The organism is Pseudomonas sp. MHK4 (assembly GCF_054600775.1).
This window is the reverse complement of record NZ_BAAIAK010000007.1, coordinates 315,040-342,004: the sequence shown is the minus strand read 5'-3', so window position 1 is coordinate 342,004 and position 26,965 is coordinate 315,040. Positions and strand designations below refer to the sequence as shown.

26 protein-coding genes and 2 pseudogenes are annotated in these 26,965 nt (G+C 59.3%); 14 read left to right on the top strand and 14 right to left on the bottom strand.

All coding sequences use genetic code 11. The features are described 5' to 3' along the window. The first annotated feature begins 188 nt into the window (after positions 1-188). Positions 189-953 carry a sulfite exporter TauE/SafE family protein gene (locus ACYP2Q_RS19805; protein WP_459732082.1) on the top strand — a complete coding sequence of 255 codons (765 nt, stop codon included), beginning with the start codon at positions 189-191 and terminating at the stop codon, positions 951-953. Here the strand turns inward: ACYP2Q_RS19805 and ACYP2Q_RS19800 are convergent. Next, positions 943-1,257, bottom strand: coding sequence for a putative quinol monooxygenase (locus tag ACYP2Q_RS19800; protein WP_459732081.1), 315 nt, complete (start codon positions 1,255-1,257; stop codon positions 943-945). The genes ACYP2Q_RS19805 and ACYP2Q_RS19800 overlap by 11 nt on opposite strands. Before the next feature lie 164 nt (positions 1,258-1,421). On the opposite strand from ACYP2Q_RS19800, the gene ACYP2Q_RS19795 reads away from it, so the two are divergent. From ACYP2Q_RS19795 to ACYP2Q_RS19755, 9 genes are all read left to right on the top strand, one after another. Then, entirely contained in the window at positions 1,422-2,012 is a 591-nt protein-coding gene (locus ACYP2Q_RS19795) for an NAD(P)H-dependent oxidoreductase (RefSeq protein ID WP_459732080.1), read from the top strand. Positions 2,013-2,158: 146 nt separating this feature from the next. Next, the gene (locus ACYP2Q_RS19790; RefSeq protein WP_459732079.1) at positions 2,159-3,070 is read left to right on the top strand and encodes a LysR family transcriptional regulator; all 912 of its coding nucleotides are present in this window, start codon (positions 2,159-2,161) and stop codon (positions 3,068-3,070) included. A 103-nt stretch (positions 3,071-3,173) separates the two neighbouring features. Then, positions 3,174-4,067, top strand: coding sequence for an NAD-dependent epimerase/dehydratase family protein (locus tag ACYP2Q_RS19785; RefSeq protein WP_459732078.1), 894 nt, complete (start codon positions 3,174-3,176; stop codon positions 4,065-4,067). 198 nt (positions 4,068-4,265) lie between these two features. Then, positions 4,266-5,711, top strand: coding sequence for a SulP family inorganic anion transporter (locus ACYP2Q_RS19780; protein ID WP_459732076.1), 1,446 nt, complete (start codon positions 4,266-4,268; stop codon positions 5,709-5,711). Between the two features lie 186 nt (positions 5,712-5,897). Next, positions 5,898-7,247, top strand: a complete 1,350-nt coding sequence (locus ACYP2Q_RS19775; protein WP_459732075.1) for a GntP family permease — start codon at positions 5,898-5,900, stop codon at positions 7,245-7,247. A gap of 15 nt (positions 7,248-7,262) precedes the next feature. Then, positions 7,263-8,123 carry a MurR/RpiR family transcriptional regulator gene (locus ACYP2Q_RS19770; RefSeq protein WP_323628139.1) on the top strand — a complete coding sequence of 287 codons (861 nt, stop codon included), beginning with the start codon at positions 7,263-7,265 and terminating at the stop codon, positions 8,121-8,123. A 1-nt stretch (position 8,124) separates the two neighbouring features. Beyond that, a complete protein-coding gene (locus tag ACYP2Q_RS19765; RefSeq protein WP_459732073.1) occupies positions 8,125-9,582 on the top strand; it encodes an N-acyl-D-amino-acid deacylase family protein in 1,458 nt (485 codons plus the stop codon). Positions 9,583-9,698: 116 nt separating this feature from the next. After that, positions 9,699-9,944 carry a FitA-like ribbon-helix-helix domain-containing protein gene (locus tag ACYP2Q_RS19760; RefSeq protein WP_408601057.1) on the top strand — a complete coding sequence of 82 codons (246 nt, stop codon included), beginning with the start codon at positions 9,699-9,701 and terminating at the stop codon, positions 9,942-9,944. Further along, positions 9,941-10,360, top strand: coding sequence for a PIN domain-containing protein (locus ACYP2Q_RS19755; RefSeq protein ID WP_459732072.1), 420 nt, complete (start codon positions 9,941-9,943; stop codon positions 10,358-10,360). Before ACYP2Q_RS19760 ends, ACYP2Q_RS19755 begins: the two co-directional genes overlap by 4 nt. 119 nt (positions 10,361-10,479) lie before the next feature. On the opposite strand, the gene ACYP2Q_RS19750 is transcribed toward ACYP2Q_RS19755, so the two are convergent. Beyond that, the gene (locus ACYP2Q_RS19750; RefSeq protein ID WP_459732098.1) at positions 10,480-11,184 is read right to left on the bottom strand and encodes a methyl-accepting chemotaxis protein; all 705 of its coding nucleotides are present in this window, start codon (positions 11,182-11,184) and stop codon (positions 10,480-10,482) included. Between the two features lie 201 nt (positions 11,185-11,385). After that, a pseudogene (locus ACYP2Q_RS19745) lies at positions 11,386-12,264 on the bottom strand (methyl-accepting chemotaxis protein); the annotation flags it as partial. Positions 12,265-12,658: 394 nt separating this feature from the next. Here ACYP2Q_RS19745 and pmrG point away from each other — a divergent pair. Beyond that, positions 12,659-13,330 (top strand): lipopolysaccharide core heptose(II)-phosphate phosphatase PmrG, encoded by a 672-nt coding sequence (gene pmrG / locus ACYP2Q_RS19740; RefSeq protein ID WP_459732071.1) that lies wholly within the window; start codon positions 12,659-12,661, stop codon positions 13,328-13,330. A gap of 25 nt (positions 13,331-13,355) precedes the next feature. Continuing rightward, positions 13,356-14,189, top strand: a complete 834-nt coding sequence (locus tag ACYP2Q_RS19735; protein ID WP_459732070.1) for a phosphatase PAP2 family protein — start codon at positions 13,356-13,358, stop codon at positions 14,187-14,189. Between the two features lie 187 nt (positions 14,190-14,376). Here the strand turns inward: ACYP2Q_RS19735 and ACYP2Q_RS19730 are convergent, their stop codons facing one another. The 9 genes and pseudogenes from ACYP2Q_RS19730 to ACYP2Q_RS19690 form a co-directional block, all read right to left on the bottom strand. Beyond that, a complete protein-coding gene (locus tag ACYP2Q_RS19730) occupies positions 14,377-14,643 on the bottom strand; it encodes a DUF6124 family protein (protein WP_459732069.1) in 267 nt (88 codons plus the stop codon). A gap of 315 nt (positions 14,644-14,958) precedes the next feature. After that, positions 14,959-17,298 (bottom strand): TonB-dependent siderophore receptor, encoded by a 2,340-nt coding sequence (locus ACYP2Q_RS19725; protein ID WP_459732097.1) that lies wholly within the window; start codon positions 17,296-17,298, stop codon positions 14,959-14,961. A gap of 176 nt (positions 17,299-17,474) precedes the next feature. Then, entirely contained in the window at positions 17,475-18,449 is a 975-nt protein-coding gene (locus tag ACYP2Q_RS19720; RefSeq protein ID WP_459732068.1) for a FecR domain-containing protein, read from the bottom strand. Continuing rightward, positions 18,446-18,967 (bottom strand): sigma-70 family RNA polymerase sigma factor, encoded by a 522-nt coding sequence (locus ACYP2Q_RS19715; protein ID WP_459732067.1) that lies wholly within the window; start codon positions 18,965-18,967, stop codon positions 18,446-18,448. The genes ACYP2Q_RS19720 and ACYP2Q_RS19715 overlap by 4 nt, the downstream gene beginning before the upstream one ends. 117 nt (positions 18,968-19,084) lie before the next feature. Then, complete coding sequence (locus tag ACYP2Q_RS19710) at positions 19,085-20,491, bottom strand: DUF2252 domain-containing protein (protein WP_459732066.1); 1,407 nt, start codon at positions 20,489-20,491, stop codon at positions 19,085-19,087. A gap of 106 nt (positions 20,492-20,597) precedes the next feature. After that, positions 20,598-21,518, bottom strand: coding sequence for a hypothetical protein (locus tag ACYP2Q_RS19705; RefSeq protein WP_459732065.1), 921 nt, complete (start codon positions 21,516-21,518; stop codon positions 20,598-20,600). 65 nt (positions 21,519-21,583) lie between these two features. Next, a pseudogene (locus tag ACYP2Q_RS19700) lies at positions 21,584-21,823 on the bottom strand (hydrolase); the annotation flags it as partial. Between the two features lie 587 nt (positions 21,824-22,410). Beyond that, the gene (locus ACYP2Q_RS19695; protein WP_459732064.1) at positions 22,411-22,809 is read right to left on the bottom strand and encodes a hypothetical protein; all 399 of its coding nucleotides are present in this window, start codon (positions 22,807-22,809) and stop codon (positions 22,411-22,413) included. 158 nt (positions 22,810-22,967) lie between these two features. Then, positions 22,968-23,819 (bottom strand): hypothetical protein, encoded by an 852-nt coding sequence (locus ACYP2Q_RS19690; RefSeq protein WP_459732063.1) that lies wholly within the window; start codon positions 23,817-23,819, stop codon positions 22,968-22,970. Positions 23,820-24,141: 322 nt separating this feature from the next. On the opposite strand from ACYP2Q_RS19690, the gene ACYP2Q_RS19685 reads away from it, so the two are divergent. Then, a complete protein-coding gene (locus ACYP2Q_RS19685; RefSeq protein WP_459732062.1) occupies positions 24,142-24,342 on the top strand; it encodes a helix-turn-helix transcriptional regulator in 201 nt (66 codons plus the stop codon). Between the two features lie 363 nt (positions 24,343-24,705). Next, positions 24,706-25,362, top strand: a complete 657-nt coding sequence (locus ACYP2Q_RS19680; RefSeq protein ID WP_459732061.1) for an inovirus Gp2 family protein — start codon at positions 24,706-24,708, stop codon at positions 25,360-25,362. Between the two features lie 103 nt (positions 25,363-25,465). On the opposite strand, the gene radC is transcribed toward ACYP2Q_RS19680, so the two are convergent. Further along, entirely contained in the window at positions 25,466-25,963 is a 498-nt protein-coding gene (radC, locus tag ACYP2Q_RS19675; RefSeq protein WP_459732060.1) for a RadC family protein, read from the bottom strand. A gap of 50 nt (positions 25,964-26,013) precedes the next feature. Beyond that, on the bottom strand, positions 26,014-26,934 hold the full coding sequence (locus ACYP2Q_RS19670; protein WP_459732059.1) for a recombination directionality factor: 921 nt from the start codon (positions 26,932-26,934) through the stop codon (positions 26,014-26,016). Positions 26,935-26,965 lie beyond the last annotated feature (31 nt).

The following is a 26,965-nucleotide window of genomic DNA, read 5'->3' as shown; positions in this document are numbered from 1 at the left end:
GTGTCGTCTGAAAGGGCCCCTTCGCGGGCAAGCCCGCTCCCACAAGGGCATGCGTGAAACCTGTAGGGGCGGGCTTGCCCGCGAAGGCGTCAGTAGCCACAACGAAAATACCAGCCTCCGTCAAAGCAAGAGGCACACTCAGTATATGACAGATTTTCAACCCGCCAATCCCGGTTCACCATAGCCCCATGAATACGCTCGCCTCGTTCTACCAGAATCTCGGTCTCACCCTGTCATTGCTGGTCATCGCCACCTTCCTGCTGGCCGGCATGATCAAGGGTGTCATCGGCCTCGGCCTGCCAACCATCGCCATGGGCTTGCTCGGCCTGGCTATGGCGCCGTCACAGGCTGCCGCGCTGTTGATCATCCCCGCGACCCTGACCAACGTCTGGCAACTGGCCTTCGGCGGGCATTTGCAAGGCCTGATCAAGCGGCTGTGGCCGATGTTGCTGGCGATTTTTATCGGCACCGGCGCGGGGACGCTGTGGGTCGGCATGCTCGGTGGGCACTGGGTGGTGCGCGGACTGGGGGCAGCGTTGGTGCTTTATGCGCTGAGCGGCTTGTTCCTGCCGACCTTGCGGGTAGGCGCTCACAATGAGCGTTGGCTAGGTCCGCTGTGCGGCGTGCTGACGGGAGTCGTCACGTCGGCCACGGGCGTGTTCGTGATTCCTGCCGTGCCGTACATGCAAGCGCTGGGCTTGAGCAAGGATGAGCTGGTGCAGGCGTTGGGCCTGTCATTCACCGTCTCGACCCTGGCCCTGGCCGGCGGCCTGCTTTGGCGCGGCGCCCTTGGCGGTGGCGAGTTGAGTGCGTCGCTGTTGGCGCTGATCCCGGCGGTGCTCGGCATGTGGCTGGGGCAGTGGCTGCGCCTGCGGATCAGCGCCGTGTTGTTCAAGCGTGTGTTCTTCATTGGCCTGGGCTTGCTCGGCGGCCATTTGTTGATCAACGGCTAGCGGACGACGGACTGAGCATTTCAATGGCGCGGATCTCGAAATCCCGTTCCAGGTATTCGTCGCGCTGTGCGAGGAACTGCTTCATGTGCGGCAGGTTCGAGTGCACGTCGAGGTGTTCCTGGGATTGCCAGATCTCGTAGAAGATAAACAGGGTCGGGTCCTGCTTGTCGCGCAGCATGTGGTACTCGATGCAGCCGGGTTCGGCGCGACTCGCTTCCACAAAGCTGCTGAAAAACGCTTCGAAGGCATCGGATTTTTCGGGGCGGGTCTTGGCGTGCAGGATGAAGCCTTGCATTTCATTCATCAGAAAACACTCATCAGGTCAGAATCGGCGAGAGTTTAAGGCAACAATCTCTTGCTGATTCGTGCGTGTGGATCAAATTAATTTTGCAATATGGCCACTTACTCCGCGCGAGCCACGTCATTACTCTGCCGCCATCCCATTCCTGACCCTTCCCGAGACCTCCCATGAAAAAAGTCCTGTTGCTCGATGGCGGCAAAAAATTCGCCCACTCCGATGGCCGCTACAACACCACCTTGCATGAAGCCGCGCTGAGCGTGCTGGATCGCGGTGGAGTGGATGTCAAAGCCACGTTCATCGACGAGGGTTACGACGTCGCCGAAGAAGTGGCCAAATTCCTCTGGGCCGACGTGATCATTTACCAGATGCCCGGTTGGTGGATGGGTGCGCCATGGACCGTCAAGAAGTACATCGACGAAGTCTTCACCGAAGGTCATGGCAGCCTCTACGCCAGCGACGGCCGCACCCGCTCCGACGCCTCGCAGAAGTATGGCAGCGGCGGTCTGATTCACGGCAAGCAGTACATGCTGTCGCTGAGCTGGAACGCACCGCAGCAAGCCTTCGACGATCCAACCGACTTCTTCGAAGCCAAGGGCGTGGACGCGGTGTACTTCCCGTTCCACAAGGCCAACGAATTCCTCGGCATGACCGCTTTGCCGACCTTCCTCTGCGTGGACGTGATGAAACGCCCGAACATCGAAGCCGATGTGGCGCGTTATGAGCAGCATCTGAATGAGGTGTTTGGCCTGAAGGCTTGAGGCTCCGCTACTATCGATATCTGGAACCAGAACCTGGAGGAGCTGGCTTGCCGGCGATGGCGATCTTGAGGGCGCTATCGCCGGCAAGCCGGGCTCCTATGAAGAGCGGTTGATGCGCGCCGCTGAGCTATCGATAAGGAACACACGTGAAAGCCAGATCCGATGAATTGCAGATCTTCGTCTGCGTGATCGAGTGCGGGTCGATTTCCGCGGCGGCCGAGCAGGTCGGGCAAACGCCGTCGGCGGTCAGCCGCACGCTGTCGCGGCTCGAGGCCAAGCTCGATACCACGCTGATCAACCGCACCACGCGCCGCATGGACCTGACCGAGGAGGGCAAGTATTTCTTCGAGCACGCCAAGTTGATTCTCGATCAGATGGATGAACTCGAAGAGCGCCTGACCTCGCGCCAGCAAACTCCATCCGGGCGCCTGCGCATCAACGCCGCGTCGCCGTTCATGCTGCACGCCATCGTGCCCTACATCGATGAGTTCCGCAGGCTTTATCCCGATATCCAGCTCGAACTCAACAGCAACGACCTGATCATTGACCTGCTTGAGCAAAGCACCGACATCGCCATCCGCATCGGCACCCTGGCCGACTCGACCCTGCACGCCCGCTCCCTGGGATGCAGCCCGTTGCACATCGTCGCGAGCCCGGCATACCTGGAAAAACACGGCACCCCGACCGCTGTGGCTGAACTGGCCGAACACACCCTGCTGGGATTCACCCAGAACGAAGGCCTCAATCAGTGGCCGCTGCGCTATGTGCACGGCGATCGCTGGCCGATCCAGGCGTCGCTCAGCGCTTCCAGCGGCGAAACCATCCGCCACCTGGCGCTCGAAGGCCAGGGCATCGCCAGCCTGTCGCACTACATGACCATCGAGGACATTCGTGCCGGACGGTTGAAGGTGTTGCTGGCCGAGTTCAACAGCGGCTATCGCCAGCCGATCAACGCGGTGTACTACCGCAACTCGCAGCTGGCCTTGCGCATCCAGTGTTTCCTGGACTTCATCCAGAGCAAGCTGGCGGTGTACGCCTCCACGGATTTCAGCGGCTGATTCGTGATTCCTGCGCAAGAGTGAATTGGGCCGGCGGGGATTTTTCGCCAGGGATTGCTGCCGGATACTCGTTGCATCACTTATCCACGCAGGGAGTTTCTCCATGAACGTATTCGTTACCGGCGCTGCCGGTTTTATCGGCGGCTCCATCGCCACCGGCCTGATCAAGGCCGGTCACAATGTTACCGGCCTGGTGCGCAACGCCGAACAGGCGGATGAACTCAAAGCGCTGGGCATCACGCCGGTCATCGGCACGCTGGATAACAGCGCCCTGTTGGCCGAACAGGCCCGAGCTGCCGACGCCGTGATCAACGCCGCCAGCAGCGACCATCGCGGCGCTGTCGAAGCCTTGCTCGATGCCCTGCGCGGCTCCAACAAGGTGTTCCTGCACACCAGCGGTTCGAGCATCGTCGGCGATGCCTCGGGCGGCAAGTCCAGCGACGTCATCTACCATGAAGACAACTTGCCGGAACCCACCGTGGACAAGGCCGCACGCGTGGCCATCGACAACCTGATCCTCGCCGCGGCCAAGGATGGCGTGAATTCGGCGGTCATCTGCAACACGCTGATCTACGGCCACAGCCTGGGCGTCAATCGTGACAGCGTGCAGTTGCCGCGCTTGCTGAAACAGTCGCGCAGAAGCGGCGTGGTGCGCCATGTGGGGACTGGACAGAACATCTGGTCCAACGTGCACATTGAAGATGTGGTGGCCCTGTACCTGCTGGCGCTGACTAAAAACGTCCCAGGCACCTTCTACTTCGTCGAAAGCGGCGAAGCGTCGTTCATCGACATGACCACGGCGATCGCCGAGGCGCTGAACCTGGGCCAGCCGCAAGACTGGCCACTGAAGGATGCCGAAGCCGAGTGGGGTTATGAAATGGCCAACTATGGCCTGGGCTCCAACAGCCGGGTTCGCGGTGCGCGTGCGCGTGAGATATTGGGTTGGGTGCCGAAGCGTACGTCGGTGCTGGATTGGATTCGTAACGAGATGGTGTGAGTTCGCTTTAGACCGAGTTGCTGCTTTCGCGAGCAAGCCCGCTCCCACACTTGACCGCATTGTCCAGACGGATGCGGTCTAATGTGGGAGCGGGCTTGCTCGCGAAGGCGTTTCTGAAGTTGCTTAAACTGGCCGGACCGCCCTCGATTCCGTAACATCCGCACACTCCTTTTTGCTACTCCCTGCACGCGGTCCCCCATGAAACCAAAACATCTACGCGCCGATGCCCTGGCCGGGCTGACGACGTCTTTCGCCCTGTTGCCCGAATGCATTGCCTTCGCACTGGTGGCTCATCTCAATCCGCTGATGGGCTTGTACGGTGCGTTCATCATTTGCACCCTGACCACGCTGTTCGGTGGCCGGCCAGGCATGGTCTCCGGGGCTGCCGGGTCGATGGCGGTGGTGATCGTCGCGCTGGTGGTGCAGCAGGGTGTGCAGTACCTGCTGGCGACCGTGCTGCTGGGCGGGTTGATCATGGCGGCGTTCGGCCTGCTGCGCCTGGGCAAGCTGGTACGCATGGTGCCGCACCCGGTGATGCTCGGTTTCGTCAACGGCCTGGCGATCATCATTGCCCTGGCGCAACTGGAGCACTTCAAGAGTGGCGAGACCTGGCTGAGCGGTCCGTCGTTGTACCTCATGATCGGGTTGGTGGCGGTAACGATGGCGATCGTCTATGTGCTGCCGCGCCTGACTCGCGCGATACCGCCGGCATTGGTGGCGATTCTGGGTGTAGGGCTGGCTGTTTACTTCCTCGGCCTGCCAACCCGCACCCTGGGCGACATGGCGCACATCGCCGGCGGCTTGCCGACCTTGGCCTTGCCAGACATTCCCTGGAACCTGGAAACCCTGCACATCATTGCGCCCTACGCGATCCTGATGGCGATGGTCGGCCTGCTGGAGACGCTGCTGACCCTGAACCTCACCGACGAGATCACCGAGAGTCGCGGCTACCCTGATCGCGAATGTGTGGCGCTGGGCGCGGCCAACGTGGTGTCCGGTCTTTTCGGCGGCATGGGTGGTTGCGCCATGATCGGCCAGACCGTGATCAACCTGAGCTCCGGGGGCCGCGGTCGCCTCTCTGGCGTGGTTGCCGGGGTGTCGATCCTGCTGTTCATCCTGTTCCTGTCGCCGCTGATCGAACGTATTCCGTTAGCCGCGTTGGTGGGGGTGATGTTCGTGGTCTCGCAGCAGACCTTCGCCTGGGCTTCGCTGCGGGTGCTGAACAAGGTGCCGATGAACGATGTACTGGTGATCATCGCGGTGACGGTGATCACGGTGTTCACCGACCTGGCCACAGCGGTGTTGTGCGGCATCATCATCGCGGCGCTGAATTTCGCCTGGCAACAGGCCCGGCAGCTTTACGCCGACAGCCACCTGGAAAACGACGGCAGCAAACTCTACCGCGTACATGGCACGCTGTTCTTCGCCTCGACGACCCCTTTCCTCAATCAATTCGATCCGGCCAACGACCCTGCGCAAGTGACCCTCGATTGTCGCCACCTGAGCTTCGTCGATTACTCGGCCATTGCCGCGCTGGACACTTTGCGCGAGCGCTACAGCAAGGCTGGCAAGCACCTGCGGGTGCTGGGCCTGTCCGAGCGCTGCAAAAAACTGCTCAAGCGTGCCCGGGTGCAACACGACTGAGATCAAATAGCGCAGGCGCGATGAAAATCCGCCTGCCTGATTTTCATTATTTGCGACAAGCCATATCTCTGAGCGACATCCCTTGCCTCTGCACGAAAATTACTTTCACCTCGTTTGAAAGTTACTCCTCGAAATGTTTTAAGAGTTTCACAAAACTTTCGACGTGACCCTCTCGAGGAGTACCGCATGACCCCGTCCTTCGGCTATTGGCTGCTGGTGTATGCCGCTGTCGCCATCATCGCGCTGATCGTGCTGATCGCCCGTTACCGGCTCAATCCGTTCATTGTCATCACCCTGATTTCCATCGGCCTGGCGCTGGTGGCGGGCATGCCGCCGTCCGGCGTGGTCGGGGCCTATGAGGCGGGTGTCGGCAAGACCCTGGGGCATATCGCGCTGGTGGTGGCGCTGGGCACCATGCTCGGCAAGATGATGGCCGAGTCCGGTGGCGCCGAGCAGGTGGCGCGCACCTTGATCGACCGCTTCGGCGAGAAGAACGCGCATTGGGCGATGGTCTGCATCGCCTTCCTGGTGGGTTTGCCGTTGTTCTTCGAAGTCGGTTTCGTGTTGCTGGTGCCGATTGCGTTCACCGTGGCGCGGCGGGTTGGCGTGTCGATCCTGATGGTCGGCCTGCCGATGGTCGCCGGCCTTTCAGTGGTGCATGCGCTGGTGCCGCCGCACCCGGCGGCGATGCTGGCGGTGCAGGTGTACCAGGCGTCGGTGGGGCAGACGTTGCTGTATGCGATTGCGATCGGCATTCCCACGGCGATCATCGCCGGTCCCCTGTACGCCAAATTCATCGTGCCACGCATCCAGCTGCCGGCGGAAAATCCGCTGGAGCGGCAGTTCCTGGAGCGCGAACCGCGCGACAGCCTGCCGAGTTTCGGCCTGACCATGGCGACCATCCTGTTGCCGGTGGTGCTGATGCTGATCGGCGGCTGGGCCAACCTGATTTCCACCCCGGGCAGCGGCCTCAACCAGTTCCTGCTGTTCATCGGCAACTCGGTCATCGCGTTGCTGTTGGCGACCTTGTTGAGCTTCTGGACCCTCGGCCTGGCCCAGGGTTTCAATCGCGAGTCGATCCTCAAGTTCACCAACGAATGCCTGGCGCCGACCGCCAGCATCACCCTGCTGGTGGGCGCCGGCGGCGGCCTGAACCGGATTCTGGTGGACGCTGGCGTGACTGACCAGATCGTTGGCCTGGCCCACGAATTTCATTTGTCGCCCTTGCTGATGGGCTGGTTGTTCGCCGCGTTGATGCGCATCGCCACCGGTTCTGCCACCGTGGCCATGACCACCGCCTCGGGCGTGGTCGCGCCCGTAGCCGTCGCCATGGGGTATCCGCATCCGGAGTTGCTGGTGCTGGCGACGGGGGCGGGGTCGGTGATTTTTTCCCACGTCAACGACGGCGGCTTCTGGCTGATCAAGGAATACTTCAATATGACGGTCACCCAGACCTTCAAGACCTGGACGGTGCTGGAAACCCTGATCTCGCTCGTCGCCTTCGGCCTGACCGTGGGCCTTTCCTACCTGATTTAGCCGGAGCCGCCTGCCATGGACATCCTCTACCAGATCCGCGCCCGTCAGGACTCGTTCAGCGCAGGCGAGGGACGCATTGCGCGCCTGATGCTCGACGATGTGGGCTTTGCCGCCTCCGCCAGCCTCGATGAGCTGGCGCTGCGCGCTGAAGTCAGCACCGCCACGCTGTCGCGTTTCGCCCGTACGGTTGGCTGCAAGGATCTGCGCGACCTGCGTTTGCAACTGGCCCAGGCCAGCGGCGTCGGCAGCCGTTTTCTCGACCCGGCGGGCACGCCGGAGCAGTCGGCATTCTACGGGCAGATTGTCGGCGATATCGAATCCACCCTGCGCCAGCACCTGTCGGCCTTCGACGAATCGCGGTTCGCCGATGCGGTGAAACTGCTGGGCAAGGCGCGGATGATTCACGCTTTCGGCATGGGTGGCTGCTCGACCTTGTGCAGCGATGAGTTGCAGGTGCGCCTGGTGCGCCTTGGCTACCCGATCGCGGTCTGTCACGACGCGGTGATGATGCGCATCACGGCGGCCAGTCTCAGTCCCGATCAGGTGGTCATCGTCTGTTCACTGACGGGCATCACCCCCGAGCTGCTGGAAACCGTGGAACTGGCTCGCAACTACGGCGCGCGCATCCTGGCCATTACCCGAGGCGATTCGCCGCTGGCGCAACTGGCCGACATCGTGCTGCCGCTGCAAAGCGCCGAGACCTCGTTCATCTACAAGCCGACAGCGGCACGCTACGGCATGTTGCTCGCCATCGATGTGCTTGCCACCGAGCTGGCACTGGCCAATCCTCAAGACAATCAAGAGCGCCTGCGGCGGATCAAACTCGCCCTGGACGATTACCGCGGCGGCGACGATCACCTGCCGCTGGGAGACTGACATGATGTACGACACGCTGATTCGCAATGCCCTGGTCATCGACGGCAGCAACAGCCCTGGCTACCCGGCCGACGTGGCCATCCTCAATGGGCGCATCGAGCGCATCGGCGACTTGCAGCAGGCCCGTGCCACCGAAGAAATCGACGCCGCCGGGCGCGTGCTGGCGCCCGGCTTCATCGATGTGCACACCCACGACGACACGGTGGTGATCCGTCAGCCGCAAATGCTGCCCAAGCTCAGCCAGGGCGTGACCACGGTGATCGTCGGCAATTGCGGAATCAGCGCGTCGCCGGTGAGCCTGCGCGGCGATCCACCGGACCCGATGAACCTGCTTGGCAGCGCAGCGGCGTTTGTTTACCCCAGGTTCAGCGATTACCGTGCGGCGGTCGAGGCGGCGAACACCACGCTCAACGTCGCCGCGCTGGTGGGCCATACCGCGCTGCGCAGCAACCACCTCGACGACCTGTTCCGCACCGCCACGGCAGAAGAAATTGCCGCAATGCGCGAGCAACTGCGCGACAGTCTCGAGGCCGGCGCCCTGGGCTTGTCCACCGGTCTTGCCTACGCCAGTGCGTTCTCGGCCTCCACCGATGAGGTGATGCAACTGACCGAAGAGTTGACCGCGTTCGGCGCGGTCTACACCACCCATTTGCGCAGCGAATTCGAGCCGGTGCTGGAGGCCATGGACGAGGCGTTCCAGATAGGCCGTCACGCGAAATCCCCGGTGATCATTTCCCACCTCAAATGTGCCGGTGCCGGTAACTGGGGGCGCAGCCCGCAACTGCTGGCATCCCTGGAACAGGCCGCGAAGACCCACCCGGTGGGTTGCGATTGTTATCCGTATGCCGCCAGTTCCTCGACCCTGGACCTCAAGCAAGTCACCGATGCCCACCGCATTACTATCACCTGGTCCACGCCGCACCCGCAGATGGGCGGGCGTGACCTGATGGACATCGCCGCCGAGTGGAACCTGTCCTTGCTCGATGCCGCCCGCCAGCTGCAACCGGCCGGCGCGGTGTACTACGGAATGGACGAAAACGATGTGCGACGGATCCTCGCGCACCCGCTGTCGATGGTCGGCTCCGACGGCCTGCCGGAAGACCCGTTTCCCCATCCACGCCTGTGGGGCGCCTTCCCACGGGTGCTCGGCCATTTCAGTCGTGACGTAGGCCTGTTTCCACTGCACACCGCCGTGCACAAGATGACCGGCTTGTCGGCGGCGCGATTTGGTTTGAAGCAAAGGGGCGAGATCCGTGAAGGCCACTGGGCCGACCTGGTGCTGTTCGACCCGTCGACCATTCGCGACGTGGCCGACTTCAACGACCCGCAACGGGCGGCCGAAGGTATCGATGGCGTGTGGGTCAACGGGGTGTTGAGTTATCAGGACGGCCAGGCGAACGGGCGCAGGGAAGGGCGGTTTTTGGCGCGGGAAGGGGATTTGCGTGCGGGGTTCCTGTGACATTGGTGTTTACCAATGCGATGAGTGGGCCAGGCCATATGGCAAATTTTCGAGTCTTTATCGGGGCATGATGTGCTAGCCTGCAATCAATGATTTCATCGATTGCAGGAGTCGTTATGGCCAGTATCACAATTAGAAATTTGGACGATCAGATAAAGGAGCAGTTACGAATCGCGGCTGCTCATAACGGGCATTCGATGGAAGAGGAAGCCCGCCTTATCCTGGGTAGAGCTTTGGCTACAGTCGATCGTGCGGGAGGGCTCGGCAGCAGAATTCGTAGCAGGTTTGGTGCGTGCGGTGGCGTTGAGCTCGATTTGCCTGCACGGCAGGAGAAAGCAACTGCGGTAGATTTCTCCGAATGATAGTGCTCGATACCAATGTTCTGTCGGAGTTTATGCGGGTTGAACCTGATGCTCAGGTTCTGGCTTGGGTCGATGCGCAACCTGCCATGGAGCTGGCCATTGTTGCCATTACCGTAGCGGAAATTCTCCATGGTATCGCCCGCCTCCCGTCTGGCAAGCGCAAACAAAAGCTTGAAGCCCATGCGATGGCGATGTTTGAAGAAGACTTCGCTGGAAGGATATTGCCATTTGATGTGCATGCCGCAGCCGAGTACGCGACGCTGGTGGCGGGTTGTGAAACCAAGGGACGGGCTGTGTCGATGGCTGATGCGCAGATTGCCGCCGTCTGCCGAATCCACGGAGCACCGATTGCCACCCGCAATGTTCGTGATTTCGAGTTTTCCGGGCTGGAGGTGATCAATCCTTGGCAAGCCTGAGTGCCTTCATTGACCGTTAAATCGCCTTCGCGAGCAGGCTCGCTCCCACAGGATGCTCAAAGAATCTGTGGGAGCGAGCCTGCTCGCGAATGGATCTTTCATGCACCGCGCAGCGAACGTCAGACGCGGAAGTGACTCACCATCATCTGCAACTGATTCCCCAGCCGCGCCAGTTCGACACTGGACGCCGCCGTCTCGTCGCTGGCCGCAGCGGTCTGTTCCGACACGTCGCGCACGTTGACGATGCTGCGGCTGATCTCTTCGGCCACCGCGCTTTGCTGCTCGGCAGCGGCCGCGATCTGCTGGTTCATCGACTGGATGTTGGACACCGTGCGGGTGATGTTTTCCAGTGAGGCGCCGGCCTTGCGGGTCAGGGCTACGCTGCTGTCGGTCAGGGCGCGGCTGTTGTTCATCACGGTCGCCACTTGCTGGGTGCCGTTCTGCAGGGCGGCCACCAGGCCTTCGATTTCCTCGGTGGATTTCTGCGTGCGTTGGGCCAGGCCCCGCACTTCGTCGGCCACCACGGCAAAACCGCGTCCGGCTTCACCGGCGCGTGCCGCTTCGATGGCGGCGTTGAGCGCCAGCAGGTTGGTCTGTTCGGCCACGGCCTTGATCACGTCCATGACACTGCCGATCTTGTCGCTTTCCTGTTGCAGCAGGCCCATGGCTTCGGTGGAGCGCACCACCTCGCTGGCCAGGCGTTCGATCTGGGTGATGGCTTCAGCGACCACTTTGTCCCCTGCGCGTGCTTCGCCATCCGCCGCGGCGGCGGCCTGGGAGGCTTGCTCGGCATTGCGCGCGACTTCCTGCACGGTGGCGGTCATCTCGTGCATGGCGGTGGCGACCTGGTCGGTCTCGACTTTCTGGCTGTTGACCCCGGCGCTGGTCTGCTCGGTCACCGCCGACAGTTCTTCGGCCGCGCTGGCGATCTGGGTGACACCGTCGCGAATACCGCTGATCAGGTCGCGCAGGGTCACGCCCATGCGCGCAATGCCTTGTTGCAAGACACCCAGCTCGTCGCGGCGTGTGACCTTGACGTCCTGGGACAGGTCGCCGCTGGCGATGCGATCGACCACGGCCAGGGTCTCGCGCAAGGGACCAGTGATCTGCCGGGTAATGATGACGGCGGCAATAATGCCCACCAACAAGGCCAGCAGGGTGCTGATCAGTTGCAGGGTACGCGCCTGGGCGCTTTCAGCGTCACGACGGTCGAGCTGGATCTGATACAGCTGCTCGCTCAGGCTGACGATGGCCGCGCCCTGGTCGGTCATTTCCTTGCGCGCCTGCACGGCATTGCTGTTCGCCGCTTTGTAAGCCTGCAAGGCACTGCGGTAGTTGCCCAGCGCGGCCTCCAGTTGACGCAGGGCCTCGGGCTGAACGTCGCTGAGATGGACGTTTAGCTGTTTCAGGCTGGCAATGGCGGCGTCAAGTTGCGCCACGGCTTTTTGCTCGGTCTCGGCATTGGTGGTCGCGGTGTAGCCACGCACTTCGTAGCGGGCCAGCAAGAACGCTTGCTTGGCCGCGGTGATGGCCTGGAACTGTTCGAGACGCTGATCGCTCGGCGGCAGTTGTTGCACGCGGCTGTTCAGATCATCGATCAGCGTACTGGCCGTTTCGGCGTTGGCGCCCATGACGTCGCGCGCACTGTTGCCGGTGCGGTAGGCGTCGCGCATCTTGGCCAGGGACGTCTTGTAGGCGTCGATGACGGTGCCTTGCTCTTTGAGCAGCTTGAGATTTTCCGGGCTCTTGAACTTCGCCAGCAGCGCTTGCTGCTGATCGGAAAAAGCTTGCAGGGTGGTCTGCACGTTCTGCGCGGTGGCTTCGTCACCGTTGGTCAGCATGTATTGCAGGCGCACCACGCGCAGCTTGGTCAGGCCGGCGTTGAGCTGGGTGATGTCGCTCATCCAGTTGCTGCGGTCAATCAGGCTGCCCAGGCTGGTCCAGCCGGTCAGGGCGAGGATGCAGGTCAGGGCCAGGACCAGGCCGAAGCCCAAGCCCAGTTTCAGGTTCACGCTGATGTTGCCGAACCAGCTATTCATCAAAATTCCTCCAGGAACGTGGTGTTTCTTGATCGTCGGTTGGCTGGAAGATTGTTGTTTTTAGGCGCCAGCAAGGTGGGTAGCAGGTCTGTATCGGCAGCAATCACGAGAGCTGAAAGGATTTTGTCGGATGGATGCTGTCATTGGCTTTTGCCACAGGCTTAAGCTTTTTTTCACATTGGTTTCACCGGCTACCGACGCCCCCCTCATTACCCTCGCGCCATCAAACGAAGGCTGCATGCCGGCGAGGCGGCTTGATGTGGAACTGAGACTGAGGCTTTTGGGAATAAACCGGTCGATCGATCTGGGCCGTTTTACCCCTTATCGCAATGCGATCGTGGTGCTGGCCTCGGCATTGCTGGCGATCCCCTTGACGGTCCTGCTGTTACGGCCTGCCGCCGTGCCGGACCTGGCCCATGGCAACGTGGAAGGCGCGCGGGCGCTGTTGGCGGGTTGGGCCAGGGGCGACATGATCGTGCTGGTGCGCCATGTCGAGCGTTGCGATCACTCCAGTGCCCCCTGCCTGAGTGGCGACGATGGCATTACCGATCGCTCGCGCAGTGTTGCGGTGGCAGTCGGTGCGCAGTTCGAGCAGCTTGGGCTGGGGAAGGCCGACATCTACAACAGCCCGATGGTGCGTACGGCGCAGACCAGCGGGTACATGTTCAACAAGGTCGACCCCGGCGACGACTGGCTGGTCAACTGCAAGGGCACGATGTTGCGCGACGCCCTGGCGCACAAGGTCCCTGGGCGCAACCTGATCCTGGTGACCCACAGCGAATGCATGGCGCAACTGCAAAAGGATCTCAAGTTGCCCATCTCGACCCTTGGTTACGGCGCCTCGCTTTTCGTTACCACCCTAGCGCTGCAACCGCCGCACATACTCGGTTTCATCGAGGCCTCGGACTGGCACTCGGTGACCACCGAATGAATTCACTCTGTCACCAGGACACACCATGCTGACGGCTTCCCGCTCGCGTTTTTACTGGGTGAACTTCGGTATTCCACTGGCCTGCGCGGTCGTGGTGTTCCTGATGTTCGACCTGACCCGGATCGACATCGCCTTCAACGATCTGTTTTATGATCCGGTGACGAAGACGTTCCCGCTGGACCATGTGCACCTGTTCGAAAAGATCACCCATAAATGGGCGCGGATCATTCCGAACTGGACTGGCGAAATCGCCATTATCGGAGCCTTGCTGTCGTTTCTCTGGCCGCGTCTGAAAGCGGAAAAGCACGCGAAAATCATCGCCTTCCTGGAAAAGATCAAGGTCGCGCCGGTGCTGCGCTTTGCCAGCAAACATCGTCGGGATTTCCTCTACGTGGTGTTCGCGTTCTCCGTCAGTACCGGTGTCATCCACTACCTCAAGGGCCATACCAGTGTGTATTGCCCGATCGAGACGACCCAGTACGGCGGCAAGATCGAGCACAAGGAGTGGTACGAGAATTTCGATTTACTCAAAGTCGCCGGTGACGGTCGCTGCTGGCCGGGCGGGCATGCCTCCGGTGGATTCACCATGCTCGCGCTGTACTTCGTTGCCCGCCGTTACCGCTGGCGATATTCCAAGGCAATCATGTACGGCTCGCTGGCCCTGGGGTTTGTCTATGGCACGACGCGGGTGGTGCAGGGCTGGCACTACATGTCCCACACCTTCTGGGCCGGGATCTTCGTGTGGCTGGCGTGTTTACTGACGGCGCTGGCGTTTTACGGAAGAGCGCGGTTGGAGATGCCGGTGCTGCAAAAGGATGAAGCATCGGGATTTATTGCAGAGTCGCAAATTGCGGGTTGAGACAGGTTTTAAATGGCGTAGCCCGCAGTTCGAGTGAGGTGTTCGGTTTTTTTGTTGCCTGGCAAATTGCTTTCGCGAGCAAGCCCGCTCCCACAATAGTCTCTCGGTGGCCGCAGAGTTTGCATACGCCGCAGACTAAATGTGGGAGCGGGCTTGCTCGCGAAAAACGATAACGCGGTCTACTTTCTTAGCCCTGCGGATCGACATTATCCAGCGCCCTGTTCACAACCAGCTCCGCCAGCATGACGATCTGCGCAATCCCCAGCGCGGTGTTGCGCTGGGGGCCGTTAAGGTAGGTGGCGAAATCATTGAGCAGGACGCTGGCTGAAGCCAGTGACTCGCAGGCGTGGGCGAGGAGGCTTTCGGAGTTGATGTCGGGGAGGATCGTGAAGAAGGGGCTGGGGCGATAGGGTTTGGTGGTTTCGAAGGGGGGATCGGGGGTTAAGTTTTCCAAGATGATTGACCTCTGTTTGCCGGGATCTCGCACCCGATCACTGAGTCGTCAGTGACCATCAAAGGCTAAACAGCCCCCTTCCGACCGACAACCTGAAAGACCTGTGGGAGTTTTCCCCGGGATGTGTTCCGGAGTAGGACATTTCGCAAGACAAAAAAAAGCCCGCGGGAGGGCGGGCAAACCGTAGTTTCTTGAATGAGCGAGGGCAACTGTACAGGGAGTTGCCTGAACCCGTGGTGAAGAAAAGTTCATGTGTTGCCCGGTGTACGAGCGCACCCCTGAAGCCGTGCGCTCTGCTATCGACAACACCGTACGTCAGAAGCTGTACTTGAAGCTCGTCATCACGTTGCGCGGGGCGCCGTAGACGCCGTACAGGCCGGACTGACTGTAGTACTCACGATCAAATACGTTGTTCAGGTTCACCGACGCACTGAGGTTCTGGCTGATGTCGTAACGCGCCATCAGGTTGGTGACCGCGTAGCTGCCCTGGCTGAAGGTGTGCAGGTCGGCACCGACTTTGCTCTGCCAGTTGACACCGCCGCCCAGGGTCACTTTGTCCAGCGGCCCGTGCAGGCGGTAGCTGGTGAAGGTCTTCACGCTATTACGCGGCAGGTTGGTGTTGATGCGCTGGTCGTCGGCATCGGTAGTGACCGAATACGCATAACCGGCGGACGCCTGCCAGCCTTCGGCGAGTTCGCCGTTGAGCTCAAGCTCTATGCCCTTGGACGTGGTGTCCTGTTCGGCACTGTAGACGTTGTCGTGTTGCCAGATCGCCAAGTTATCCTGCTCGAGTTTGAACAGGGCCAGGCTGGAGTTCAGCTTGCCATCAAGGTGCGTGCCCTTGATGCCGATCTCGTAGCCTTTGCCTTCCATCGGGTCCAGCGGCTTGTTGTCTTCGTCCGTGACCCACGACGCCTGCGGGTTGAAGATCTTGGTATAGCTGGCGTACAGCGACCAGGTGTCATTGAGGTCATAGACCACGCCGGCATAGGGAATGAACACGCCGTTTTCTTTACGATTGACCTCGGTTTCCTCGCCTCCATAAGGGCGATCCGAGGTGTCGCGTTTCCAGTTGATGACCCGGCTGCCAAGGATCAGGCTCAGGTCGTCGGTCACGCTCAGGCGCGAGGTCAGGTAGGCGGCGTACTGATCTTCGTCTATCGATGATTTGCCGCTCTCGGTGAACGCAGGCTTCGCGGAGTTGCCGTCCCAGGTGAACAGGTTGTCGATGGCACCTGCCGGGGAGCCGGCATAGTCATAACGCCAGCCGCCCCAGCCCGGGACGTTCTCCTTGTACTTGGACAAGGTCATGCCTCCGATCAGCTCGTGCTCGCGACCGAACAGGCCGAAGGGACCGGTAACGTACAGGTCCAGGTTGTCCTGGCGCGGGGTGCCGGAGAATCGCACGGGCAGTTGCGACAGGCCGCTGCCATCCGGGTTGAGGTCGCCCATGGCGAAGTTGAACAACTCGTCGAATTTGTTTTCGGCGTGGGTGTATTCGATCTTGCCACTCCAGCCGTTGCCCAATTGCTGTTCGATGGAGGTGAAGTAGCTGGTCTGCTCGTGATCGTTATACGACCAATCCGGCGCTGCATTGAGTGAGCGTTTTAGGTTGCTGCGCTCACCGGTGCTGAAACGCGTGGGCAGGCCGGAGCGCAGCGGCGAGTCGACGTCGCTGCGCAGATAGCTGAAGCCCATGGTCAGCAGGGTGTCTTCGCTCAGGTCGAACTCGGTGATGCCGTAGATCAGCTGCGATTGCAGGTTGTAACGGTCGATCCAGGCTTTCTCGGTTTTGTAGTCGGCGACCAGTCGCCCGCGCACGTTTCCACTCTCGGTCAGCGGGCCGGACACATCGAAGCCGCTGCCGTAGCGGTCCCAGTTCCCGGCTTCGCCGGTGATGCTGGCCTGGGCTTCGGCGGTCGGGCGTTTACGGATCAGGTTGATGGTCGCCGACGGATTGCCCATGCCGCTGATCAGGCCGGTGGCGCCGCGCACGACTTCGATACGGTCGTACATCGCCATGCTCTGGGAGTAGTTGTCCAGGCGCGTGTTGGTGGGCACGCCGTCGACTTCGTAGTTCTGGATCGCAAAGCCGCGGGACCAGTAGGCATCCGTTTCCGAACCCAGGCCATCGCGTATCACCGTGATGCCGGGAGTGGCTTCCATGGCGTCGGTCAGGTTGGTCAGGCGCTGGTCGTCCAGGCGTTGGCGGGTCATGACCGTCAGCGATTGCGGGGTCTCCCGGGGCGTGAGGTTCAGGCGTGTCGAGCTACTGGACGAGTAGGTGGTGTAGAGCCCGGTGCCTTCGGTGGTCGAGCCCGGCGCCTTGCCGGAAATGGACACGGCACTCAGTTCCAGGGCGTCACTGGCACCGGCTTGCAGCGTGTAGTTGCCGTTGGCACCACGGCTGGCCTCAAGCCCTGTGCCTGCGAGCAAAATCGCCAGGCCCTGGTCCGCGTCATAACGCCCCTTGAGCCCCGGCGTCGTGCGCCCTTCGGTCAACGACGTGGGGTAGGACAGTAGAATGTGCGCGGTCTGGCCGAATCGACTCAGTGCCGGGGCCAGGGGGCCGGCGGGGATATCGAAATCCGCCTGCGTCTGCTCGGCGGCCGCGGCCCAGGTGGGCAGTATCAGCATGGGCACGGTCGCGGTCATGCAAGTGATGCCTTGAACCACTGCGCCAGCCAGGTTTTGTTTGAGTGATAGTTGCCAGCCCTGGCGTTTGCGTGCGGTGAAGTCCACGAGTTGTTTCCCCATTGAATTGAGTGTCTGGGGGTTTAAGTCTCGCGAGAATCGAAAACGGACCACCCAAGCGCAAAATAATTTGAGCGTCAGGCTATTCGGGGCTTCAACGTGACCCAGTAGCGGGTGAATTGCTGGACGTCGAGTTGCAGCGTATCGGCGACCGCGAAGAGGATGCGTTCGGTATTGGCCAGGGGGAACGTGCCTGACACACGCACATCCGCCAGCACCGGATCGCAGGCCAGATGCCCGCGGCGATAGCGGCTCAGTTCATCGAGGAAGTCTGCCAGGCGTTGGCCCTGGGCAACCAGCATGCCTTGGCTCCAGGCAGGCGGTGTCAGGGCCACGGCGTGTCGGGACAGCAGGCCTTCGCCGTTGAAACTGGCCTGCTCGCCAGCCTTCAGCGCAATGGGCGGATGGGGTTGTCGCGCGGGACTGATGACCAGCGTGCCTTGATAGACACTTACCTGAGTGAGCCCGGCGCGCTGCCTGATACTAAAGCGTGCAAGCGCTGCTTCTAGGCGACCGTCGGGGGTGTCGACCGACAACAGGCGGCCGTCGGGGATGCTGTCGCGAGTGACGAGTATCTCGCCGCGCAACAGATGGATACGCCGGGTTTCGCGCTCGAAAAGCACCTTGATGGCGCTGTCGGTATTGAGCTGTACCCGGGTGTTGTCGGCCAGGGCCACGCGCCGCTGCTCGCCGATGCGGCTGTGGTAATCGGCGCTGAAGTCTTGCAGGAGCGCGGAGTCTTTCATGCTCCAGGCAGCGGCACCCGCCGCCAGCAACACACTCAACTGCTTGATTGCCGTGCGCCGCGACAGGCCAGGTCGCAAGGTGGCGTGGGCCAGGGAGCGCTGGCCGGGGCTGCGCAGGTCACCCATGCGCAGGAAGAAGGCTTCGGCCCGTTGCCAGGCGCGCTCGTGTTGGGGATGCGCCTGGCGCCAGGTCATCCAGGCGGCCAAGGTGGCTTCGCTGACGTCGTGCTCCTGGAGTTCCAGGTGCCAATGCATGGCCTGTTCGGCCACTTCGCTTGAGATCGAGGACGTATCCTGGGGGTTCATAGTGGGTCCAGGCTCTCATCGAGCATGATGCACATCGCACCGGCCTTGATGATGTAGCGCTTGACCGTGGTAATGGAGACGTCGAGCCGCTCGGCGATTGCCCCGTGGCTCAGGCCGTCGACTTGCGACCAGAGAAACGCCTCGCGCACCGGCCGTTCCAGACCATCGAGGGCGGCGTCGAGGGCAATGAGGGTTTCCAACAGGATCGCCTGGGTCTCCAGGCTTGGCGCCACCTGTTCCGGCATCGCCGCCAGCGCCTCAAGATAGGCGCGCTCGAGTTTTTGTCGGCGGTAATGATTGGATAAAACGCTTTGCGCCACTTTCGCCAGGAAGGTGCGCGGGGCATGCAACGGCGGCACCTGCTCCTTGGCCAGCAGCCGCATGAACGTGTCCTGCGCCAGGTCCGCCGCGCTTTGCGAACAATTGAGCCGGCGCCGAAGCCAGTTCTGTAGCCAGCTGTGCTGCTGTCGGTAGAGCACGGCCACGTCGCAGAAGCTGGTTTGAGGAGATGGAAGCATGGAGTGAGAGCGCCGATGGGTCAGTATCACAAATGATAATACTTATCATATAGATCGGCGGGGCCTCACTGCAAGGAGCGCGCTTGGGGTTTTTAGTCGTGGAACATGCAATCGGGCTTAAGGCAAATGATCCGCCGCAAAATCCGCTTCCGAGCGCGCGCGCAATTTGCCCTTGCGACACGCTTGCTGGAAGCGTTCGAAGTCGCGCTCGTTCTGCTCGCCATAGCCCTTGGCATACTGATAGAGCGCATCGGCCAGGGCCTCGCTCTTGCCGATGTAGCCGCTGATGGACGCCGCGTGCCCTGAAGCCTTGGCGTGCGCTCGGGCCAGGGCGCGCCCGCACAGCTGTCCATAGGCCGCGAACGCTTCCCCGTCGAAAGTCTCCAGTTCGGCCGAGACCTTCATGTCGCGTAATTGCCGCACGTAGAAGTGCCGCCCACTGGGGCCGGTGGTCCAGCCGAGGAACAGGTCGCTGGCCGATTGCATCAGGCGTTGGCCGTCAACCACGCGCTGACCCTCATGCCGGGCCCGAGTCCTGGTCTTCACGTAACCTGCGAGCACCGAGCGTCGCGCTTCCTTGAATTGCAGGAACAACGGAAATTGCTGCTCGTCGGTCAGCAGCGCCACCAGGCAACGCGTACCGACACTGCCGACACCCACCACTTTGAACGCCATGTCCTGCGCCTCATAGCGCGACAGCAGCTCGCGGCGGTCGGTTTGCAGCGTGCTGCGGTAGTCGCGCAGGAAAGTCTCGTACAGCGGCCGCCAGTCCGAAAGCCGCAGCCAGTCATCGTCGGCATCCAGCAAGGTGGTGTGGTTGTGCAGGTGGAAAATTTCCGGCAGGTCGTCGCGAATGATCAGGCGACCTTGTTTGTCGCGCTCGCTGATTTTCGGCAGCAGTTGCGCATGGGTACGCCGTTCGGCTTTGTCTATCGCACGCTGCACATGCTCCACGGTGTTTTTGTTCGCCTGTTCGCGCAAGTCGTCATAGGTGATGGACTCGTACCAGGTGTCCAGCGCGCTTTGTTCGGCACACTCGAGCATCGTTTGCTGATAAGCGCCCACCAGTTGATGGCAGACGGTTTCTTCCACCGAACTGCCATGGCGCAAGTCGCGGGCGGCCACCAGGAAACTGGCCACCAGGCGCTTCAGGTCCCATTCCCAGGGGCCGGGATGGACCTCGTCGAAGTCGTTGACGCTGAACAGCAGGTTGCGCTCGGGGGTGGCAAAACCACCGAAATTCATCAGGTGACAATCGCCACAGATCGGCGAAACCAGCCCCATGTCCGGTGTCCCGGCCAAGTCGTGCGCCTGCAGCAACGCATTGCCGCGAAAGAAGGTGAAGGGCGATACCAGCATGCGCCCATATCGCAATTCGACCAGCGATCTGACGCGCCCCGCGCTCGACGCCTTGATCAGCGGAATCGGATCGAGACTGGTTTTACCCTGCGCTGCGTGCTGATTACGCGGACACTTCTTGCGAGCATCCTTGCCTTGCTTGAGGCGGTCTTTGAGTGCGGTCATTTGGGCTCTTTTGGCGGGGGAGTGAGAGGATGTGGTTGAGTGTAGAAGGGGGCGTGGTTTTTTCCGCGGATGCAGCCGCCATGCGTTTGGTCGCACCCCAAATGGCTCAATGCTCCGTCACCTTGTGCCTCTGCAAAATCCATCCCGCCTCCCCAGGCACCAACCGATACTGAATCTCGCGCATTTTCCCGGTCCGCCCCGCCGAAGCGTCGGCACTGTCATACAGCGCAAACCGCTGCACCAATGCATTTTCCACCACGGCAAACTCGTCCTCGCCCCGATACCCCTCGGCAATCTTCGGGTCTTCGCTGACCAGTGGCAGATAGATAGCACTGAGGGATTTTTTTCGGTTGGCGGCGTAGGCGACGAGCTCGCCGGGCAATCCGCGCCCGGGTGACCTGACGAAGACGTAAATTTCCGGTGAGCCATCCCGATCAAGGTCCCCGATTTCTGCCCGGGCGATGTCGCCGCTCAGGGGGTGAGGGATGGCTGAATTATCTATTTCCAGCCCTTGGGGGGAAATGCGCAGTTCCTGGCGGCCATCGACCGACGCCTGAGTCACGTGAAAAACAATGCCCTGCAGTTCCAGCGTCTGGTCGAAAGGCCTGCCTTTATCGGCCTCTGGGGCGCCGAGGTTTAACGAGAGGCTGTAATTCGCCACTTCGTTGCGCCTCGCGGCGTTGCGCATGAGGTACACCCGGACAACGTATTCGCCATCGGCAGGCAGCGGTCCGAGGAAGTGATTGCCCATGATCGAGCCGTTGAACAGCGCGTATTCCTCGCCTTTGGCGGTGATGTTGAAATAGGCTGAAGCATTGGAAGGCTTGAGGTCGACCGTCAGCATCTGGCCCGCTTTCGCGCGCAGGCGGTACTCGGCGGTCAGCCGGCCCTTGATCGAGTCGGAGATCCTGACGTTGTCCGCGCCGTTGTCGAAAGTGACATGCTCGACCCGAGGGACGACTTCGCTGGCGGACTGTGCTGGCAGGCAAACCACCGCCGCAAGGAGGGCGAGAATCCGGATGCTCATGTTCTGCTTCCTGAATGCTTCTGTGGCAAACGAGGTTGTTGAACAGCGGCTCCTGTGACAGTCGGGGTTTGCGGCGATTGCGCGTCGCCGTGCTTGATGAAGATTCGGTCGGCGTCGATCACGCTGTCGCCGTCCGGAGCGGGGTGCCAGCCCAGTTGTTTCTGGAAGGGGGTCCTGGATTCGTCATGGCGTTCAATGGTGGCGACGCTGGGCAGGGTGCCGATCAATGCGCGGATGCCTTCGATGAGCCATTGGGGTGGGGTGAGGCTGGGTTGCACGTCGATGATCAGGAGGGCTTGGCGCATGGGCTTCTCCGAAGGGCGTTGCGACGTTGGCTGATTTGGCTGCGGCCGTTTTGCGGTGGTCTGACTGGCGTCTTCGTCGGATCGCCGCCCGGAGCAAGCCCGCTCCTGCAGGGCGGGGAGCTCTGGATTACCGAACCCCAGATGCAACAAAACCCGCACTGGGCGGGTTTTGTCTTGCTTCGTATTTGGTGGGCCGGGGTAATCTGAACAGGATCTCTAAGATACTGATTTTAATCGATTATTTTCGGTTAAATTTTTTATTGGAATACCTTTTGGAATACCATCCGCGAATCTTCTTAGATTCAGAGCTCTCCGCGACGAATCTGATTCAGGGCACCGTTCAGTGCAAGAACGCGGATAGTCTCGCTGGCACGAAGACGATCGTCCGCATTCAGGCCCGCCCTTGGTTCCACGTACCTCCGGGGGCTGAACACCAGAAAGGAGTCGGGGTTTTTGATATCTGGCTTGATTAGCCTCCCTGGCGGGTTCACTCCGCATTGGTCCTTGGCCTTACCGCATGTTCCAGCGCGGTTGCAGTAGCCGAATAGGTTACTCCAGTCGAACGTACCCAGGGGATAACTCCGGCGCTAGCGGAAGTGTTCGATATGACGACTTCCCTCACCCATTGGCCCCTCACAGTATGCACATCGAGGCCCTTGCATTAAGCCAAGCGACAGCCAGATGCCCTGGCGCTCCTCTTGTGTCGGGCAAGTGGCATTGCAGGTGTCCTGGCCGTGCCGGTAACGCTTCGGGCCCGAGGGCAGTTCTCCCTGCCGATCCAGATGACGCACTTCAACGCTCCCCATTCCCAAGGTCACGCGGCAGACGGTGCTTAATGCCCTGCAAACGAACCAGGCGATCACACTCTCGAATGACTGGATGTTCAGCTCCGAAATGTGCCTCCAGTTCTCCCCTTCAAGCTTCTTGTCTAGAGAGAAAGGGGGGCGCATCGGGAATGACATAGCGGCCTTGAGTGCATTGTTCATGGAGCGGTCACTGTTGATTTGTTCTACCTGCACTCAATCAGATGCAGCCCTAGATTGTACTAAGTGATGAATCGAGCAGCTCCGTCAGAATTACAGCTTCTAAGGGGTAACCTCCCCAGTCGAGGGCGAGCTAAAGTAAGTTTGGTGCTATTTTTGATTTATGGGCTTTTTAGCAGTTGTAAGGTTCTGATTTTTTCGGGTATGTGGTCATTCTTTTCTGCTTCCATTTCTATCAGTATCTCTAAGAGCCTTGCTCGGCTAATTTCATAGCGACTTGCCAGCTCTTCGAGGCTTTCAATCGCCGAGTCTGAAAGAACGAAGTTGTACTGAGCCTTTCCTTTTAGATTTTCTCTGTATTTTTTCTGAGTCCATCCTTTTTTAATCTTTCCTATATAAAGTTCTTCTTGCTCTCGTGAGTAATTCGCGTTGTCAAAAAAAATCAAGACGTCTTCGAATGTTTCGAAGGGGGTTGATCCAAGTGTGGCGGCGAAGGAGTTCTTTGTTAGCCACTCCCAAGCGAATTGGCTTTTTTGGTCGTCACCTTTAAACCAGGCATACACCTTGTCGTTTGCTTTGTGGCTTTTCCATTTTTGTTCAAGATCTCTAAGTAGTTTTGTTTTTTGGGTTATGTCTCCTTGCCATACGTCGAGGATCGCTATAGGTAGATCTTTTCCTGTGAGGTCAAAGTAGTTGTTGAGTTGGCTGTGTCCGGTCGAATTTTGAATTTCTCTTGTCATCCACTCTGTTGTGCGACGGTCTTCTGCTATCCATTCAATATCTCTTTTGTGGACAAGTTGTTTGCGTCTTTCTTTCAGTAGTTCGTCGACTCTCCATGACCTGGTTTGTAGATATCTGGCCATTTTGTCTCTCATGCCAGTATCGAAATAGTCATTCGGGTTAAATGTAGTTTCGTAGAATCCAAGTGTGTACCACAGCCATATGTCGTGGCGGTTGTTGTATTCCGTTTCGCCGAGAACCTGGGACAGAGCGTCTTCAATGTGTAGTGCCACTTTAGGATCCTTCTAGCGTGATTGAAGTAGGAATGGAGGTGTAATCTACCATCATTCGCGTGTCAATCAAGGGTATCTCTAGTAGATTAAATATTGTCTTTTTCAGCCTTTACTGGGGGTGCCGACTGCCTGTAGCAGCTGCGTTCTCGCGAAATTGGGTCGCTCTGCTTCACAAGCAATTTTTGCGTCTGTTTACATTTGGTGCGCTGTACTGCCACGGTTGGCTCGCAAGGCTCCTCCTCCTGGATGTGGGGTAGGGTCGGTAGCACGTTAATTTTTACTGGGCTTGCCAATCCTCTGGACGAATACAGGAGCTGCGTTCATGAGGATAATTCGATTGAAAGAGGTCATGGATCTCACTGGCCTTGCTAGATCTACGATTTACAAGTTTATTTCGGGGGGCTTGTTTCCCAAACCTATTTCCTTGGGGGACCGTTGCGTAGGTTGGCTGGAAAGTGAAGTTCACGATTGGATACTGAGTAAAGTTAAAGAGCGGGATCAACTGGTGAGCAAGAGTACTTGACGTTCTACTGGGGTTGGCTTTGGAAGCTTAATTAGCTAGGTTCAGTTAACACCATGAAGGACAAGTTCCTTCATGGCATTTTTCCAGAGTGATTGTGGTTTCTATAATGTTGCGTTTTGACAGGGTTTGCGGGTGTTTCATTTGGTGTGGTGCCGTCAGAGTGTCTCGGTATTGGTACTATGCTTATACAGCATCTCTGTTATGAGCTTGGCTTGTCTTTACTTGTTGAGTGTAATGGAGGCATATTGAAGGGGTGGTAGTCTCACTAAGCGGAGCACAATATTGTGCTCCGCATTCTTAGATGTAAGGTAAAAATGTACTTGGAGTCCTGACTATATGAAACTAAATACTCGGAGCTCCATCATGGCTAGACATCCAGGCAACACAAACCTAACCCTTCATTGCGAAGCCTATTATCAAGGCTTGGTCGTGCAAGTGGATAAGGGGCCTTTCATTCAAGAGTACCTAAGCCGTCTTCATCAGACGCTATCTCGAGCGCTTAATCAGTACCCTCGTGTATTTGCACTCAGGTTTGACCTACGGCTACCAGCTAACATTCAATTGCCCAATTACGCTTTCACGAACGAGGTTGTTGACCGTTTCATCGAATCCTTTAAAGCCAAGATCAAGCACAATCGCCAAATGGCGAAACTTGTGAATAAGTATGCACACGACACCAAGGTTCGTTACGTCTGGGCCAGGGAGCAAGGGCAGCACGGGCGGCCACATCATCACTTTGCGATCTTGCTGAACTACGATGCCTTCAATGCACTGGGTAAGCTCGAATCAGGCAGAGACAACATGTTTAATCGCTTGGAAGGAGCGTGGGCAAGTGCTTTAGGGTTGTCAGTAGAGGCTGTCAGGGGGTTGGTCGAGATTCCACAAAATCCTTACTATCACATGCATCGCGACGAGATAGCCGGACAGGCCGCCTTCTTCCATCGTGCGAGCTACCTGTGTAAGTCGAGCACGAAGGTTTTTGGGGATGGTTCCCATGGTTTCGGATGCAGTAGAAGCTGAGCGCAACGCAGAATCACGACAAAAAAATGAATAGAAGGGCACCGTGCCGATGACCACCCTGGCAACGCCAAGGGCAGTCCATCGGACGGTGCGAACATAGGAATTAAAGGTAACCTCGTTCAGCCAGTGATACGCAGCCTTCATGACCTACAACAATGTGATCCAGCGTCTGGGTGCCAATCATGCTGAGGGCGTTCTTGAGCGCCAGGGTTAGCGTGCGATCGGCCTGGCTGGGTTCAGGATCGCCGGATGGATGGTTATGTACCAGAATCACCGCTGCCGCATTGTGCTCCAACGCAATCTTGACCACTTCTCGAGGGTACACGCTGGCACCATCCAGCGTGCCTCTGAATAGCTCCCTGAAGGCAATAACTCGGTGTTTGCTGTCGAGCAGTAGTAGCGCAAAGACTTCGTACTCGTGGTACTGCAGCAGTGTTTGCAGGTGGCTAAAAACCTGCTTTGGCTCAGTCAATGCCCGGCCTTTAGACAGACGACTCATTGCCAGTTGTTGCGCCATTTGCAGGATGTCAGCCTCGGTAACTGGGGATTCCATGACATAGGTGCCGGTTGTTTCACCGGCTATCAGCTTGTGATATTTCATGCGGGCATTCCTGAGCGAATAGGGAGAACGCAGAAGAGTTTGAGAAGGGGTTACTGAACCGACGGCCTGTTTTTGTATCGCAAGGCTTGCGACTCCAGCTTTTGGGCGAGTGAGGGTTTTTCAGGCGCTGCCAGTTGGGCTTGAAGTTCTATGTGGTTGTGCTGATCCTCAAGGGGGGGAAAGAACTCCTCTACGATGGCACTGGTATCTTCCTCGCTGTCTTCAAAGGCTCCATTGTCAAAGCCCTGCCGGGCCGCTTGATCCAAGGCGCTCTGGTCAAAGCCAGAGGCTTGTCGGGTCTCCTCCAATTGCATGGCTGCGAGTAAGGCATCCTCCATGCCAAGGCCACTGCGTACTGTGATGTCTACGTAGAAAATCGGTGTACCGTGGCTTTGGCGAGTGGACTTGCCCCGCAGACGCAACTCCAGCGGTAGGCAGGCCAGTCGATCGCCGGAGATTGCTTGCAGGTAATGGAGACGCGCTGCCAGGGTGCGGATGCTGTTGTAGCCTGTGGTGCGAAAGACAAAACTGCCCAGCGGATCTTCATCACCAATCACTACGTTGAGCCGGCCGTAAGGCTTGCAGGCATTGCCTTGAGCCAGTGAACAGCCATCCGGTGAAGGGCAGGGCAATGACTGAATGCCGTCCTTGGTCAAACGCTTGCAGGTTTCGCCATTGCCGACGCACAGCGGCCGGCCAGTGTTACGGTCGAACAGGCTGTAGTCAGCCCGAAAGTTTAGGTCTGGCTCGTTGAACAGCAGCCGGATCGGAATGCTGCGCAGTTTGCCGTCCTGGCCATTGCGCAGTTCTTCGTTAAGGGGATGCAGTAACCAGCCGTCACGGCTCTGTACTTGGGAGGTGAGGGTGAATTGATCGTCCTTTTCCGGCAGACGCTTGCCGTTCTTTTCGACGACCTTGCCGATAGATATTCGGCCCAAAATTGGCGGTGTGATGGCTAAACCTTTTAGCATGGGAGTTCTCCTGTGCCTGAAATAAAAACGC

Excerpts from the sequence above, each read along its gene's own strand:
- ACYP2Q_RS19755 (WP_459732072.1), top strand. The coding sequence starts at position 9,941 with ATGATAGTGCTCGATACCAATGTTCTGTCGGAGTTTATGCGGGTTGAA.
- ACYP2Q_RS19735 (WP_459732070.1), top strand. The coding sequence starts at position 13,356 with ATGCTGACGGCTTCCCGCTCGCGTTTTTACTGGGTGAACTTCGGTATT.
- ACYP2Q_RS19695 (WP_459732064.1), bottom strand. The coding sequence starts at position 22,809 with ATGAACAATGCACTCAAGGCCGCTATGTCATTCCCGATGCGCCCCCCT.
- ACYP2Q_RS19680 (WP_459732061.1), top strand. The coding sequence starts at position 24,706 with ATGGCTAGACATCCAGGCAACACAAACCTAACCCTTCATTGCGAAGCC.
- radC (WP_459732060.1), bottom strand. The coding sequence starts at position 25,963 with ATGAAATATCACAAGCTGATAGCCGGTGAAACAACCGGCACCTATGTC.
- ACYP2Q_RS19705 (WP_459732065.1), bottom strand. The coding sequence starts at position 21,518 with ATGAGCATCCGGATTCTCGCCCTCCTTGCGGCGGTGGTTTGCCTGCCA.
- ACYP2Q_RS19770 (WP_323628139.1), top strand. The coding sequence starts at position 7,263 with ATGGACATCCTCTACCAGATCCGCGCCCGTCAGGACTCGTTCAGCGCA.
- ACYP2Q_RS19780 (WP_459732076.1), top strand. The coding sequence starts at position 4,266 with ATGAAACCAAAACATCTACGCGCCGATGCCCTGGCCGGGCTGACGACG.
- ACYP2Q_RS19715 (WP_459732067.1), bottom strand. The coding sequence starts at position 18,967 with ATGCTTCCATCTCCTCAAACCAGCTTCTGCGACGTGGCCGTGCTCTAC.
- ACYP2Q_RS19795 (WP_459732080.1), top strand. The coding sequence starts at position 1,422 with ATGAAAAAAGTCCTGTTGCTCGATGGCGGCAAAAAATTCGCCCACTCC.
- ACYP2Q_RS19805 (WP_459732082.1), top strand. The coding sequence starts at position 189 with ATGAATACGCTCGCCTCGTTCTACCAGAATCTCGGTCTCACCCTGTCA.
- ACYP2Q_RS19725 (WP_459732097.1), bottom strand. The coding sequence starts at position 17,298 with ATGACCGCGACCGTGCCCATGCTGATACTGCCCACCTGGGCCGCGGCC.
- ACYP2Q_RS19670 (WP_459732059.1), bottom strand. The coding sequence starts at position 26,934 with ATGCTAAAAGGTTTAGCCATCACACCGCCAATTTTGGGCCGAATATCT.
- ACYP2Q_RS19775 (WP_459732075.1), top strand. The coding sequence starts at position 5,898 with ATGACCCCGTCCTTCGGCTATTGGCTGCTGGTGTATGCCGCTGTCGCC.
- ACYP2Q_RS19760 (WP_408601057.1), top strand. The coding sequence starts at position 9,699 with ATGGCCAGTATCACAATTAGAAATTTGGACGATCAGATAAAGGAGCAG.
- ACYP2Q_RS19800 (WP_459732081.1), bottom strand. The coding sequence starts at position 1,257 with ATGAATGAAATGCAAGGCTTCATCCTGCACGCCAAGACCCGCCCCGAA.
- ACYP2Q_RS19765 (WP_459732073.1), top strand. The coding sequence starts at position 8,125 with ATGATGTACGACACGCTGATTCGCAATGCCCTGGTCATCGACGGCAGC.
- ACYP2Q_RS19785 (WP_459732078.1), top strand. The coding sequence starts at position 3,174 with ATGAACGTATTCGTTACCGGCGCTGCCGGTTTTATCGGCGGCTCCATC.
- ACYP2Q_RS19720 (WP_459732068.1), bottom strand. The coding sequence starts at position 18,449 with ATGAACCCCCAGGATACGTCCTCGATCTCAAGCGAAGTGGCCGAACAG.
- ACYP2Q_RS19710 (WP_459732066.1), bottom strand. The coding sequence starts at position 20,491 with ATGACCGCACTCAAAGACCGCCTCAAGCAAGGCAAGGATGCTCGCAAG.
- ACYP2Q_RS19750 (WP_459732098.1), bottom strand. The coding sequence starts at position 11,184 with ATGACCGCCACCGTGCAGGAAGTCGCGCGCAATGCCGAGCAAGCCTCC.
- ACYP2Q_RS19685 (WP_459732062.1), top strand. The coding sequence starts at position 24,142 with ATGAGGATAATTCGATTGAAAGAGGTCATGGATCTCACTGGCCTTGCT.